Source organism: Streptomyces sp. NBC_00454 (assembly GCF_041434015.1).
GTDB lineage: Bacteria > Actinomycetota > Actinomycetes > Streptomycetales > Streptomycetaceae > Streptomyces.
In genome coordinates, this window is record NZ_CP107907.1 from 6,736,238 (window position 1) to 6,749,657 (window position 13,420).

A 13,420-nucleotide genomic window follows, 5' to 3' on the forward strand; every position below is an offset into this window, starting at 1 on the left:
GCCGTCCGCCCCACCGGTCCGCAGCAACCCACCACCGAACGAGGCAGTGATGCGCAGCAGTCTCCTCGCGGACGCGCCCGTGATCCGCGAGCCCCAGCATGCACCCGTCGCCCACGTCACCCGGGGCGGCGTGATCGAGGGAGTCCACTACGGATCCGTCGTCGTCCTCGGCGGTAATGGCGACGTCCGGTTGAGCATCGGAGACATCGAGGCCGCCTGCTACCCGCGCTCAGCCCTCAAGCCGGTCCAGGCCCTCGCCATGGTGCGGGCCGGGCTGCCGCTCGACGGTGCCCTGCTCTCCCTCTCGATGGGCAGCCACTCCGGCGAGGAGCACCACCTCGCAGGTACCCGGCTGATCCTCGAACTGGCCGGCCTCACCGAGGACGACCTGCGCAACGTCCCCGACATGCCGTACGCCCCGGCGGTCCGGGATGCCTGGGTGCGCGAGGGCCGCGGGCCTTCCCGGCTCGCCCAGAACTGCTCCGGCAAGCACGCGGCGATGCTGTACCTGTGCAAGCTGGCCGGCTGGCCCCTGGAGAGCTACCTCGACCCGGGCCACCCGCTTCAGAGGGCGATCGCCGAGGTCGTCGAGGAACTCACCGGCCAGCACATCGCGAACGTCACCTTCGATGGCTGCGGATCCCCGCTGTTCGCAGTGTCCCTGCACGGCCTGGCCCGCGCCGCCGCCCGCATCGCCACCGCCGCTCCGGACACCGCCGAGCGCCGGGTGGCGGACGCGCTGCGCGTCCACCCGGAGATGGCCTCCGGCACAGGGCGAGACACGGCCGAGCTGATGCGCGCGGTGCCCGGGCTGCTGGCCAAGGACGGCTTCGAGGGCGTCCAGGTGGCCGCGCTGCCCGACGGCCGGGCCGTCGCAGTGAAGATCGCCGACGGGGCGGACCGGGCGCGCATCCCGGTGACGGCCGCAGCCCTCGCCCGGGCGGGAGTCGAGCCGCGGCTGCTCGCCGGGTTCGAGGGCGAGCCGATGACCGGCGGCGGCCGGCCCGTCGGCGGCATCCGGCCGGTGGCGGCGCTGAACCCGCCCAGCATCCCCGCCACCGCCTGACTCCATCCCCTTTCACCACCTTGACCCACCCACCTCAGGAAGAGGGCCGCACACCCATGACCGCCGCCACCCGCAGCGAACACGACCTGCTCGGAGACCGCGACGTCCCCGCCGACGCCTACTGGGGCGTCCACACCCTGCGCGCCACCGAGAACTTCCCCATCACCGGCACGCCCATCTCCGCCTACCCGCACCTGATCGACGCCCTCGCCGCTGTCAAGGAGGCCGCCGCCCTCACCAACGAGGGACTCGGCCTGCTGGAACCCGCGAAGGCAGCCGTGATCGTCGCCGCCTGCCAGGAGATACGCGGCGGCAAGCTCCACGACCAGTTCGTCGTCGACGTCATCCAGGGCGGCGCCGGCACCTCGACCAACATGAACGCCAACGAGGTCATCGCCAACCGGGCGCTGGAGCTGCTGGGCCACGCCAAGGGCGAGTACCGGCACCTGCACCCCAACGAGGACATCAACCTCGGCCAGTCCACCAACGACGTCTACCCGACCGCCGTTCGGATCGCGACCGTCTCCGCGGTGCGCGGCCTGCTCGAAGCCATGGCCGTCCTCCAGGACACGTTCGCCCGCAAGGCCGTCGAGTTCCGCGACGTTCTGAAGATGGGCCGCACCCAGTTGCAGGACGCCGTGCCGATGACGCTCGGGCAGGAGTTCTCCGCCTTCGCCATCATGCTCGACGAGGACCGCAGCCGACTCGCTGAGGCCGTCGAGCTGATCCTTGAGATCAACCTCGGCGCGACCGCGATCGGCACGGGTCTCAACGCCCCCGCCGGATACGCCGAATCGGCCCGCCGCCACCTTGCCGACATCACCGGGCTGCCCCTGGTCACCGCGGCCAACCTGGTCGAAGCCACCCAGGACTGCGGCGCCTTCGTCCAGATGTCCGGCGTCCTCAAGCGCATCGCCGTCAAGCTCTCCAAGACCTGCAACGACCTGCGCCTGCTGTCCTCCGGACCGCGCGCCGGCTTCGGCGAGATCAACCTGCCGCCGGTGCAGGCGGGCTCGAGCATCATGCCCGGCAAGGTCAACCCGGTGATCCCAGAGGTCGTCAACCAGGTCGCCTTCGAGGTGATCGGCAACGACATCACCATCACCATGGCCGCCGAAGCCGGACAACTCCAGCTCAACGCCTTCGAGCCGGTCATCCTGCACTCTCTGTCGAAGTCCATAACCCACCTGCACGCGGCCTGCCTCACCCTCGCCGAGCGCTGCGTGGCCGGCATCACCGCCAACACCGAGAAGCTGCGGGCCACCGTTGAGAACTCCATCGGCCTGGTGACCGCCCTGAACCCGCACATCGGATACACCGCCGCCACCGACATCGCCAAAGAGGCCCTGGCCACCGGCCGGGGCGTGGCCGAGCTCGTCCTGGAGCGAGGTCTGCTGCCGGCCGAGCGGCTCACCGCCTTGCTGCGGCCCGAGGTGATCGCGGGAGCCAGAGCGGCCGGGGCCTGACGCGGGGCTGCGCCGCGGCTCACCGGCCGCGCACCTGGACCGTCCCGCGCCGCGGACGGCACGCTGCACTGAATCCGCCGTGTTCACTGGTGGCACGGGCGTCGAAGACCCCGGTGGCCAGGCTGCGCCAGAAGCCTTCCGCGCCGGGCGCGCCGGGCCTGTTTTTCATCCTGCTGTGCGACGAGATCACCTCGGCGCTGGACCCCACACAGCGACGTCGTCGGTGATGGATCTCCCGACCCGCCCGAACGCGGAGCAGCGGATGACCCTCGTGCTCGTCTCCCACGAACTGCACCTGGTCGCCGCCTATACGGACACCGTCCACCTGCTCGGAGGTGGACGCTTCACCGCGTACGGCCCTGGAGGGAGGCTCCGGCGGCCAGCGCCAGGCAGGCCGCGAGGGCGACGGCCGCAGCGCGTCGGGCGAGGGGCCGGGCTGCCCTGGCCTCGGTGCCGTCGCCGAGGAGGGCGGCGACGCGCCGGGGAACGGGCCCGGCGCGTCGCCGCGAGGGCCAAGCCGGGACGTGCGCGGCCGGTGGATGGGGCGTGGGCTGCGAGAGCGGCCCGGCCGATGGCCCGGGCGGCCAGACGCCGGCCAACGGTCGCGGGCGGCGGACTCGTCGGCGGAGCGCTCGACCGCGTATCCGAGCGGCTCACGCAGAGTCCGCAGCGCCGGGTGGCACAGGGCGGCCAGGTCGACCACGGCGGCGACGGCGATCGCGATGACGGCGTCGGGGCCGCGGCTCGGTCGCGTCTTTGTGTGGTGATGAACTCGACCGCCGGCCGGTGTGGCGCGCGGACCGCGCTCCACACCGGCCGGTGCATTGTTGCCAAGCGGTGGCGATGGCGGTGGGGGGCTTGGTGCGGGCTGCCTTCATCGGGGGCAGGATCGCCGCGGCCAGGACGGATCCTGCAAGGACGGCGAGGACGGTGGTCCAGGGGATGCTGAGCGAGGTGATCCCGTAGAGGGTGACGACTCGTTGGGGGACCAGTTGGGGACCGGCACCGCCGCTCGCGGGTGCACGGCGCGTGCTTTCACACACGTCCCCAGCCCTCAAATAGCGCCACATGTCCTGATTGTGGGCCTGGCGCAGCCATCTTGGGGGTCAAGGGGGCGCAGGTTCAAATCCTGTCGTCCCGACTGTGCTTTATGCACGTCGGAGGCCGTTCTCTCATACATGGGAGGACGGCCTTTTCCGTGCCCGGACCCCAGATGATCGGCCACCCCAGGACGACGCCGCGGAGATCCATCAGACACCCCCTAGACCCGCTCCAGCAGCGCGATCCCGAGGTCGCTCGCCTTGTAGTGGACCTCGCGCCGGTAGCGGTGGCTGGTGACCAGGCCCGCATCGCGCAGTACGGCGAGGTGCTGCGAGACCGCGCCCAGGCTCAGCCCGGTCCGTCCGGCCAGCCCGGTCGTTGTGGACGGTGAGCTCGTGTGGGCGAGGATCCGGGCCCGGCTGTGGCCCAGCAGGCGCGCCAGACCGTCCCCGGCGGCGTCACGCCGTTCCCACAGGGTGCCCACCGCGCGCGACGGGTAGATAGCACAAGGCGGTGCCCCGCCGAGCCCGGCCAGCAGGTGGCAGCGGACCGCGAACGCGCTGGGTGCCAGGGTGATCCCGTGCCCGGCCAGGACGAGTTCCCCGGCCGGCAGGTCGGCGGACTCCAGGCGGTTGTCCTCCCACCGCAGCGCAGGATGGAGGTGGGCGAGCACCTCCCGGATGCCGTCCTCGCCGAGCTGGCGGGTCCGGTACGCGACATCGGCCTCCAGTACGGCACGGATCCGGGGCCAGTGCGGTCGTACGCCTGCTTGCCACCAGGCGAGCAGGGCATCGGCCAGTTCGGGCAGTACCCGTCCGGGGTCCTCGGCCAGCCGCCGCTCGAAGTCGGTCAGCGGCGTTCGCCGACCGGCTGCTGCGAGCCCGGCGGCCACCCCCTCGGCCGGCAGGGTCGCGAGCACGGCGAGCTCTTCCTCCATCTCGGCCAGCGGACAGCGTGGAGGCGGCGTCAGGAAGCTGCGCACCGTGCCGTCCGGAGCCACCAGGGCGTGCAGCGGCCCCATCTTCCCGGCGAGGATCCGGTCCTGCCGGAGAGCCAGCGCCTGTTTGATCCACGGCAGATGGACGGCATGCCGCCCGGGATCGGCCACCGCCCGAAGACTGGCGGCGGTCTCCCACAACGGCGACATCGCGAACCTGAGGTTGGCCATGTCGTCCACCCCGAAGAGCACCTCGCCCATGCCCGCGCCCCCGCCCGCCTCGCCTGGATGATGTTTTCACCCAGACTAAAACAATGGCTGCGCGGCCCAGGGGGTGATGGTGTTCGCCGTCATGACGATCTCTCTCACCAACGACGCCGGCGGCACCCGTGAAGGAACCAAGGCCAGCGGCACGGGCGGTTCCGGCGGCCGCCCCGCCCTGTGGCGCCTGGCGGACTTCCGCCGTCTCTGGATCGGCGACACCGTCAGCCAGGCGGGCACGGCAGTCACCCTCCTCGCCCTCCCGCTCCTGGCGATCGGCACTCTTGGTGCCACCCCTTTCGAGGCGGGCCTGCTCGTCATGTGCGAGTACCTGGGCTTCCTGCTCATCGGCTTGCCGGCCGGGGCCTGGGTGGACCGGATGCGCCGCCGCCGCGTCATGATCGTGGGCGACCTCGGCCGCGCCGCGCTCCTCGGCTCCCTCCCTGCCGCAGCCTGGCTTGACGTCTTGACCCTGCCCCAGCTGTACGCCGTGGCCTTCGGCATGTCCATCTGCACGGCCTTCTTCGACGTCGCCTACCAGAGCCATCTCCCGCAACTCGTCGACGGAACCCGTCTGGTCGAGGCCAATGTCGCCCTCGAAGCCACGCGCACCATCGCCGCGGCCGGCGGTCCCGGTGCGGGCGGCGCGTTGGTCGGCGCGCTGACGGCGCCCGTGGCGATCGTCGTCGACGCGGTGAGCTTCCTCGTCTCCGCGCTCTGTCTGTCCCGTATCCGGCGGGCCGACGCCAAGCCGGAGCCCCGCCCGGAGGTGCCTCTGCGGGTCGAGATCGCCGAAGGGCTGCACTTCGTCTTCGGCAACCCGCTCCTGCGGGCGCTCACCCTCACCTCCGCGATCTCCAACCTCTTCGGCACGATCGGCGCCGCCATGCTGCTGGTGCTGCTCGCGGGGGAACTGGGGCTGTCACCCCTTCTCTGCGGCCTGGTCTTCACCGTGGAGGCGGTCAGCGGCTTCATCGGCAGCCTGCTCACGATGCGGATCGCCGCGCGCTTGGGTCAGGGCCGGGCGATGTGCGCGTCCGTGATCGCCAGCGGCGTGTTGTGGCTGGCGGCGGTGCCGCTCTTCCACGAGGACTGGCGCTTCGCCGTTGCCGCCGTGCTCCAGGGCCTGGGCTGGACCGCCTTCATGACTTTCAAGATCACCTCGGTGGCCTTCCGCCAACAGCTCTGCCCGGCGCCGCTCCTGGGCCGGATGACGGCGACCTTCCGCTTCGTGGTGTGGGGATCCATGCCCCTCGGCGCGCTCATCGGAGGCGTCCTGGGCGAGTACTTCGGTGCCCGGACGGCACTGTGGACCGGAGCCCTGGGCGAACTCCTCGCCGTACTTCCCCTCCTGCTCTCACCGCTGCGGACGGCACGTGAACTCCCCAGGTAGCGTCGGCCCCGTGCGCTATCACCATGTCGACGTCTTCACGGACCATCCCTACAGCGGCAACAGCCTCGCGGTGTTCCCCGACGCCGGTGCGCTGACCGGCGCACAGATGCAGACCATCACCCGGGAACTGCGGCACTTCGAGTCCGTGTTCCTGATCCGGGACGGGGCATCGGAGCGCACCCGGCGGGCACGCGTCTTCGACCTCACCGAGGAATTGGACTTCGCCGGCCACCCCCTCATCGGCGCCGCCGCCGTCCTGCACGCCCTCCACGGCACTTCTGACCACGAGACCTGGACCCTGCGCCTGCCGGCCCGGACGGTGGAGGTCGCCACCGAACGACACGGCCCGGGCCGGTACGCGAGCCTCCTCGACCAGGGCGGCGCCGAGTTCCTCGGCCGCCCCGACGCGCACGGCCTCGCCGCACTGTTCGCCCTCGAACCGGCCGACCTGGACCTCGCCCTGCCCCCGGAGATCGTCTCCACCGGCCTGCGCTACCTGCTGCTCCCCGTACGCGGCGACGCCCTGGCCCGTGCCTGCGTCACCACGCCGCTCGGTGCGCCCCTGGCCCGCCTCGGCGCCCAGTTCGCCTACCTCCTCGACGCCGCCACCCTTGAGGGGCGGCACTGGAACAACGACGGAATCCTCGAAGACATCGCCACCGGAAGCGGCGCGGGCTGCGCAGCTGCCTATCTGCGCCGCCACGGTCGCATCGGCGCGGGCGAGCGGACCCTCCTGCATCAGGGACGCTTCACCGGGCGCCCCAGCGAAATGGCCGTCAGCGCGGACGGCCACGGCCAGGACATCCGCTCCGTGCGCGTCGGGGGCACCGTCGCCTTCGTCGCGGACGGACGCCTCCACGAGCTCCCGCCGGCGTAGGAGCCGACCTGTCGAAGGCCTTGCTGCGATCCCCGAGATCGTCGCCGGAACCGGGCGGGCGGCGATCTCCGCCAGAGCCGCGATCTGTGCGGCGTCACGGGGTGGCTGCGGTTCGGCGCGGTGGCGGTGGGTGTCGGTCAGTCGAGGAACTGGGCCTTGACCAGGTATTCGGCTTGGTCGGACAACTCCGCGCGCCGGGCCTGTTCGTCGGCGATGTCGATCTCCTTGCGCAGTGCCAGCCCGGTGCGCAGGACCGTCGCCCTGGGGATCGGTACCCGCTGGCCGGGCTTCTCGGTGAACGGCTGGAGTTCTCCGGCGAGCGCGTGGGCGTCGTCGGACGTGCCGCGACGCAGGGAGAGGAACACTCGGGCGAGCCAGTCCGCGGGGATCTGCACCATGAAATCGGTCATGCCGGTGCAACGACGTGGTCCTACGGCCCGTGGCGCTCAACCGCCCGCCCGGCCGAGTGCCGCGCGGAGCCCGACGCGGCCGGCGGGCGAATCTGCTCCGGGTGTCACCCCAGTCAGAGGCCGGGCGGCGTGAGATCGAACCGCGAGATGACGTCGGGCAGCCATGAGGGCTGTCCGAACTCGAGCCCGTACTTGGCGGCGAGCACCGGCACCGCGTCCTCGGTCGGCGGCGGCCCGTCGGCGAGCATCTCGGCCAGCTCGCGGAAGAAGTGCTCGAATCCGGCCGGACTGATGATCTCGATCATCCGGGCCGGGACGGGGCCGGCGTTCCACATCGTGTGAAGCTCCCCGCGCGGCTTGGTGATGTAGCCGCCGGGGCCCAGAACGGTTTCGCGGTCGCCGGAGCGGAAACCGATCTCGCCCTCGGTCACGATCGAGTACTCGTCCTCTCGGGTGTGCAGGTGTGGCGGTACCAGTGCCCCGACCGGGAAGGGGTGCTCGACGATGGAGACCGAGCCGCCGGTGTCGGCGCCCCACAGCTTGAAGGCGACCCCGATCGAGCCGAGGAAGGCCTCGGTCCCCTCGCCGGGGCGGACGATGGTGAGCGGTGGGGCCGGAGTCTTTGTCATGGCGATCACTCCTCGACCGGATTTGGAGATACGCTGGCGTTCTATGAAAAGGCTTCACCGTGGATACGGAGATGTCAAGAGTTGAGTGAACAGCAGCGTTCGTCGAAACCGCGTGGCTACGAGATGCGCAAACGCGCCGAGGACGTGGGCCGGACGCGGCAGCGCATCGTCGAGGCCGCCGTGCATCTCCATGGCACCGCGGGCCCGGCCTGGACGACCATCGCAGCGATCGCCGAGCGCGCCGGGGTCACCCGGCTGACCGTCTACCGGCATTTCCCGGATGAGACGGCGTTGTTCGAGGCCTGCTCGGGACACTGGCTGTCGGAGCAGAGGCTGCCCCGACCCCAGGAATGGGGCGCGATGGAGAACCCCCTCGAGCGGCTGACGGCCGGGCTCGCCGACATCTACCGCTTCTATCGCGCGGGCGAGCAGATGCTGACGTTGGTCATCCGTGACCGGCACGCCGTGCCCCAGCCGATCCGCGAGGCCCGGGAGGAGACGACCCGGCGGTACGTCGAGGTGCTGGCCGATGCCTGGCCGGATGTCGACGACCCGCTCCGGCGGGCGGTGATCGGCCACGCCGCGGCGTTCTCCACGTGGCGTTCTCTGTGTCTGGAGCAAGGGCTCGCAGACCGTGAGGCGGTCGAGGTCATGGTCGCGCTGGTGGGAGCTGTCGGCGCCAGGTCCTGACGGCAGAGGACGCCTGAGCCGCTCTGTCCGATTCTCGTCGACGACAGCCGTTGCGTGGCTGCCCCGCGGGTTCTGTGCTGAGCTGGAGGTGTCCTCGGGCAACGGCGCCCCCGGGAGGCCCGCCATGCCGCACGTCCGTCTCGAAGCGCCCGCGCCGACCGGGCCCGGGGTCCTTCTGCCCCGGCGTGATCTGGCGGTCGGCTGGACGCTGATGGTGCTGATCGCCGTACTCGCCTGGGTGCTCACCATCGGGCAGGCCCGGCGGATGGGGATGGAGCCCGGCACGATGGGCCTGGCGCTCCCGCTCTTCCTGCTGCTGTGGGTGGTGATGATGGCGGCGATGATGCTGCCGTCGGTGGCCCCGGTCGCCATCACCTGGGTGCGGGGGATCAGCCGCCGCCCGGCGGCTCCGGCGGTCCGCGCGCTGCACATCGCCGAGTTCGTCATCGGGTACCTGCTGGCCTGGACCGGCTTCGGACTGCTCGCGTACGGCGCCCTGGCGCTGACCGGGGACCTCGTGCGCGGTGATCCGCAGGTGGGGCGTTGGATCGGGGCGGGAGCCTTCCTCCTCGCGGGGCTGCACCAGTTCGGGCCGCTGAAGCGGGTCTGCCTGCGGCACTGCCGCAACCCGATGTTCCAGCTGCTGCGGTACTCGCGGTTCCGGCCGTGGGCGAAGGACCTGCGGGTCGGCGCGCACCACGGTCTGTACTGCGTCGGCTGCTGCTGGGGGCTGATGCTCGTCCTGATCCCGCTCGGCGTGATGAACGTGGCGGCCATGGCGGCCGTGGCCGTGGTGATCTTCCTGGAGAAGCTGTGGCGGCGGGGCCCCTGGTTCGCCTGGGCCATCGGGATCGCCTTCCTCGTCCTGGCGGCCCTCGCCCCCTTCCAGGACTGGCTGCTGCCGGGCCTGGAGAACGCTCCCCCGATGGAGGAGACGAACCGGATGGCGGGCCCGCTCTGAGCGGTGGCCGCGCCGCCATGGCCTCCGGCGCCCTCAGGTGTTCCGATCTCGAGGGAAGGAGGAGAATTGGTGTGATGACCCGTGCCGCCGAGCGCCTGTGGTGATGTCCGGCGGGGCATTGCCGACCACGTGTTCCCTGCCCGGCGCAGGGCCACACGGAGGTGATGAGATGTCCGAGACGACAGCGACCATCCCGAGATGGCACGCGGCCGGGGACTGGTTCGACACGTGCAGGTGCAACGTCCCCTGCCCCTGCTCCTTCGCCCAATTGCCCACCTACGGGGAATGCGACGGAGTCCTTGCCTGGCACATCCGCGAGGGCAACTACGGCGAGGTGCGCCTGGACGGCCTCAACGTGCTGATGCTCGGCTCCTTCGTCGGCAACATATGGGCCGAGCACACGGACTCGTACGCGGCGGTGTTCCTCGACGAGCGTGCCGACGACGGGCAGCGCCAAGCCCTACAGATGATCTTCGGCGGTCAGGCGGGCAGCTGGCCCGCCGAGATGGTGACCATGATGGCCGCCGAGATGCGCGGCATGGACTTCGCCCCCATCCAGATCGACGTCGACGAAGACCTCGGCGGCTGGCGCGCAACGATCCCCGGCCGGGTCGAGGCGAGCGCCGTAGCCCTCACCGGCCCGACGACGCCGGAGGGCGCGCGGGTCCAGTCGACCAACCTGCCCGGCGCGGAGACCGGGCCGGGACAGATCGCGACCTGGGGCCGCTCCACCGCGGACCGCGCCGACGCCTTCGGCTTCCACTGGAGCCGGGAGGGCCAGTCCAGCAAGCACATCACCTTCGACTGGACCGGCCCGGAGTAGCCAGGGTCCGCGGCCTCCGTTCCGGCGGGTGCTACGAGGCTGCGAGCCAGGGCGGGAGCGGTTCGCGGCGGGTGTGCCAGGAGGTGGGGGCGGCGGCGGTGCCCGTGCGGGCGGCGACCGTGCCGCCGGTGATGGCGCAGGTGGTGTCCACGTCGCCGAGGCCCTCGGCGGTGGTCCACAGGGCGTCGGTGAGGCTGTCCATGTGGTGGGCGGCGGACCACAGGGCGAACGGGACCGTGTCGCTCGCACGGATCCGCATGCCGTTGCCCAGGATCTCGGCGGCCCGGCTCGGGGCCGTGTCGCCGGGGAGGGCGGCGGCCTGGCGCAGCCCCTCGGCTATGGGGCCCGCCGGCGTGCGGTCGGCGACCTCGTGCAGGAGCGCCGCGGGCAGGGGCGCGGCTGCGCCGCGGCTGCGGGCCGCCAGTGCGGCGGCCAGGGCCACGGCCACGGCTCCCGCGATGCCCTCGGGGTGGGCGTGCGTGACCTCGGCGGAGAAGGCCGCCTGCTCCGCCACCTCGTCCAGGTCCTCGTGGAACCAGGCGCCCAGCGGGGCCACCCGCATCGCTGCTCCGTTGCCGAGGCTGCCCTCGCCGCCGAACAGGGTCCGTGCCCCCGTACGCCAGCTCGACGGGTCCCGCGCGAGCTCGGGCAGCAGCTGGTGCATGCCGTACCCGTAGCCGCGGTAGGCGTCGTCGAGGTACGCCGCTGCGAAGGCCTCCGCCAACTGGTCCTGGTGCACGGCGCCGTGGATGGTCAGGATCCGGTGGACCGACAGCGCCATCGCGGTGTCGTCCGTCCATTTCCACAAGGACTCCTCGGGCGTCCTGCGCTCCCGGATCTGGGTCAGGGCCGCTTGGCCGTGGCGCAGGTGCGGGAACCAGCGCTCGCCGAAGGCGTCGCCGAGGGCCAGGCCTTCGAGGGAGTCGCGTGCGGCATCGGGTGCGGCGTCGGGTGTACGGGGCGCTTCGGGCAGTGGCATGTGCGCATGGTGGCAGGGGGGTTCGGGGTCATGCATCCGGGTTTTCGACCGGGCGGCCCGCGTGCAGTTCCAGGGGGCCGGTGGCCTTGGCGCGGGCCTTGAGGCAGGCCTTGATCTGGCGGCGCAGGGCCGGTTTCACGAAGGAGCGGAGATCGGACCGGGGGACCGTGCGCCACTGGAGCAGCTCCGATGCGGGCAGCCGGATGCGGGCCAGGGTGCGGGCGTCGAGGGTGCCGCCGTCGTAGAGGAAGCGGATGCGGGCCGGATAGCCGGGCCGGTGGGACCAGTTGACGGCCAGCAGCCGGCCCGGCGGGGCGTCGAGGCCGAGTTCCTCGCGGACCTCGCGGTGCGCGGCGGCCCGCGGGATCTCGCCGAGGTCGCTGTCGATGCCGCCGCCCGGCAGGTGCCAGTGGTCCGGATCCCCGTACGCGGGCTGCACCAGGAGCACCGCGCCATCGGAATCGGTGAACAGCACGCTCGCCGCCGTGAGGGCCTTGGGGCGGGCGGCCCGGTGACCGGCGGTGTCGAAGGCGCCCGCGTGTTCCAGGGCCGCCCGGCGCTGCGGATCCAGTCCGGCCGGGGATCCGGGCTGGGGGACACCGTCGATCAGGTGCGCGAGGGAGCCGGTGTGCAGGGCGGCCAGTGCGGCCCGGAGCCGGGGTGCGACCCGGGCGGGCAGGGCCTCGTAGGCCTCGTCCGGGGTGAGCCAGCGGGCCTCGGTGACCTTGCCGTCCGGGAAGGAGATCGCGGAGGCCTCCTCCGGCGTCAGGGGTCCGACGAGGTGGGCGTGGACGACGAGGGAGCGCCCGAGGGGTCCCGGCGGGCGGGAGTCCACGGCGAGCAGCCGGCCGACCGGAACGCTCAGGTCCAGTTCCTCCTTCAGCTCCCGGGCCAGCCCTTCCTCCGGGGTCTCGGTGTCCTCGACGCCCCCGCCGGGCAGTTCGTGTTCCGTCTTGTACGAGGTGGTCAGTACGAGGACCCGCCCGCGGGAGTCCAGCACGATCCCGGTGGCGGCCATGAGGGGAGCGGACCGGGCGGCGTAATAAGCCCGGACCGAGTCGGGATCGGAGGGGTCGTCCGGCACGGGGGCTCCTGGAGGTACGGGGTCGGCTCTGCTGGGCAGCCCCATTCTGTTCCAGGCGGGAGCCGGGGCCGGAGATTGCGGCGGGGCGGGCCCGACAAGATCAGAAAGAGACGACCTAGGCCCGGGCTAGGAGCAGGCCGCCCATCGTGACCATGGTCGCCGCCACGAGCCCGTCGAGGACCCGCCAGGACGCGGGCCGGGCGAACAGGCCGCTGAGCAGCCGGGCACCGTAGCCCAGCGCGCCGAACCAGATCAGGCTCGCCAGACCGGCCCCGATGCCGAACGCCCAGCGCAGGTCGCCCCGGTCGGCGGCGAGGGAGCCGAGCAGCAGCACCGTGTCGAGGTGCACGTGGGGGTTGAGCCAGGTCATGGCCAGGCAGGTCAGCACGGCGGCCCGGGTGGTGCCGGAACCGGCGCCGGAGGCGGAGTCCGCCCCCTCGGCCCTGAGGGCGGCGCCGGGAGCGGGGCGCAGCGTACGGCGGGCGGCGAGGATCCCGTAGCAGATCAGGAAGGCCCCGCCGACGAGGCCGACCAGGGTGAGAGCGGGCGGCCAGGCGGTGACGAACGCGCCGACGCCGGCCACGCCGAGGGCGATGAGGGCCGCGTCGGAGAGGGCGCAGATGGCGACCACGGCGAGGACCGAGTGGCGGCGTACGCCCTGGCGCAGGACGAAGGCGTTCTGGGCGCCGATGGCCACGATGAGGGAAAGTCCGGTTCCGAAGCCGGCGAGGCCCGCCGGGATGATGCCGTGTGTCATGTCTTCGACCGTAGGCGGGCGTGGCGTGCGTAGTACAGCTAAAGAT

General features: G+C 72.0%; 13 protein-coding genes. 7 read left to right on the forward strand and 6 right to left on the reverse strand.

Going from position 1 to position 13,420, the window contains the following annotated elements:
- Positions 1 to 49 precede the first annotated feature (49 nt).
- Together OHU74_RS30735 and aspA are read left to right on the forward strand one after the other, a co-directional pair.
- Entirely contained in the window at positions 50 to 1,066 is a 1,017-nt protein-coding gene (locus OHU74_RS30735) for an asparaginase (protein WP_371618882.1), read from the forward strand.
- A gap of 56 nt (positions 1,067 to 1,122) precedes the next feature.
- Positions 1,123 to 2,532: an aspartate ammonia-lyase gene (gene aspA / locus OHU74_RS30740; protein WP_371618883.1), complete on the forward strand. Its 1,410-nt coding sequence runs from the start codon at positions 1,123 to 1,125 to the stop codon at positions 2,530 to 2,532.
- Between the two features lie 1,261 nt (positions 2,533 to 3,793).
- Here the strand turns inward: aspA and OHU74_RS30745 are convergent.
- Positions 3,794 to 4,771, reverse strand: coding sequence for a DUF5937 family protein (locus OHU74_RS30745; RefSeq protein ID WP_371618884.1), 978 nt, complete (start codon positions 4,769 to 4,771; stop codon positions 3,794 to 3,796).
- 91 nt (positions 4,772 to 4,862) lie between these two features.
- On the opposite strand from OHU74_RS30745, the gene OHU74_RS30750 reads away from it, so the two are divergent.
- Both OHU74_RS30750 and OHU74_RS30755 read left to right on the forward strand, forming a co-directional pair.
- Positions 4,863 to 6,164, forward strand: a complete 1,302-nt coding sequence (locus OHU74_RS30750; protein ID WP_371618885.1) for an MFS transporter — start codon at positions 4,863 to 4,865, stop codon at positions 6,162 to 6,164.
- Positions 6,165 to 6,174: 10 nt separating this feature from the next.
- On the forward strand, positions 6,175 to 7,041 hold the full coding sequence (locus OHU74_RS30755) for a PhzF family phenazine biosynthesis protein (protein ID WP_371618886.1): 867 nt from the start codon (positions 6,175 to 6,177) through the stop codon (positions 7,039 to 7,041).
- Positions 7,042 to 7,178: 137 nt separating this feature from the next.
- Here OHU74_RS30755 and OHU74_RS30760 read toward each other — a convergent pair whose 3' ends face one another.
- A complete protein-coding gene (locus OHU74_RS30760; protein ID WP_371618887.1) occupies positions 7,179 to 7,439 on the reverse strand; it encodes a hypothetical protein in 261 nt (86 codons plus the stop codon).
- Positions 7,440 to 7,564: 125 nt separating this feature from the next.
- A complete protein-coding gene (locus OHU74_RS30765; RefSeq protein WP_371618888.1) occupies positions 7,565 to 8,080 on the reverse strand; it encodes a cupin domain-containing protein in 516 nt (171 codons plus the stop codon).
- Positions 8,081 to 8,161: 81 nt separating this feature from the next.
- Here OHU74_RS30765 and OHU74_RS30770 point away from each other — a divergent pair, with 81 nt between their 5' ends.
- The 3 genes from OHU74_RS30770 to OHU74_RS30780 all read left to right on the forward strand — a co-directional run bounded on the left by OHU74_RS30770 (position 8,162) and on the right by OHU74_RS30780 (position 10,554).
- Positions 8,162 to 8,770 carry a TetR/AcrR family transcriptional regulator gene (locus OHU74_RS30770; protein ID WP_371618889.1) on the forward strand — a complete coding sequence of 203 codons (609 nt, stop codon included), beginning with the start codon at positions 8,162 to 8,164 and terminating at the stop codon, positions 8,768 to 8,770.
- A gap of 124 nt (positions 8,771 to 8,894) precedes the next feature.
- A complete protein-coding gene (locus OHU74_RS30775) occupies positions 8,895 to 9,731 on the forward strand; it encodes a DUF2182 domain-containing protein (RefSeq protein ID WP_371618890.1) in 837 nt (278 codons plus the stop codon).
- Positions 9,732 to 9,900: 169 nt separating this feature from the next.
- Positions 9,901 to 10,554: a DUF1326 domain-containing protein gene (locus tag OHU74_RS30780; RefSeq protein ID WP_371618891.1), complete on the forward strand. Its 654-nt coding sequence runs from the start codon at positions 9,901 to 9,903 to the stop codon at positions 10,552 to 10,554.
- 31 nt (positions 10,555 to 10,585) lie between these two features.
- On the opposite strand, the gene OHU74_RS30785 is transcribed toward OHU74_RS30780, so the two are convergent.
- From OHU74_RS30785 to OHU74_RS30795, 3 genes are all read right to left on the reverse strand, one after another.
- Positions 10,586 to 11,533: an ADP-ribosylglycohydrolase family protein gene (locus tag OHU74_RS30785; protein ID WP_371618892.1), complete on the reverse strand. Its 948-nt coding sequence runs from the start codon at positions 11,531 to 11,533 to the stop codon at positions 10,586 to 10,588.
- A 28-nt stretch (positions 11,534 to 11,561) separates the two neighbouring features.
- A complete protein-coding gene (locus OHU74_RS30790; protein ID WP_371618893.1) occupies positions 11,562 to 12,551 on the reverse strand; it encodes an NUDIX domain-containing protein in 990 nt (329 codons plus the stop codon).
- Positions 12,552 to 12,732: 181 nt separating this feature from the next.
- Positions 12,733 to 13,374, reverse strand: coding sequence for a LysE/ArgO family amino acid transporter (locus OHU74_RS30795; RefSeq protein ID WP_371618894.1), 642 nt, complete (start codon positions 13,372 to 13,374; stop codon positions 12,733 to 12,735).
- Positions 13,375 to 13,420: the final 46 nt, after the last annotated feature.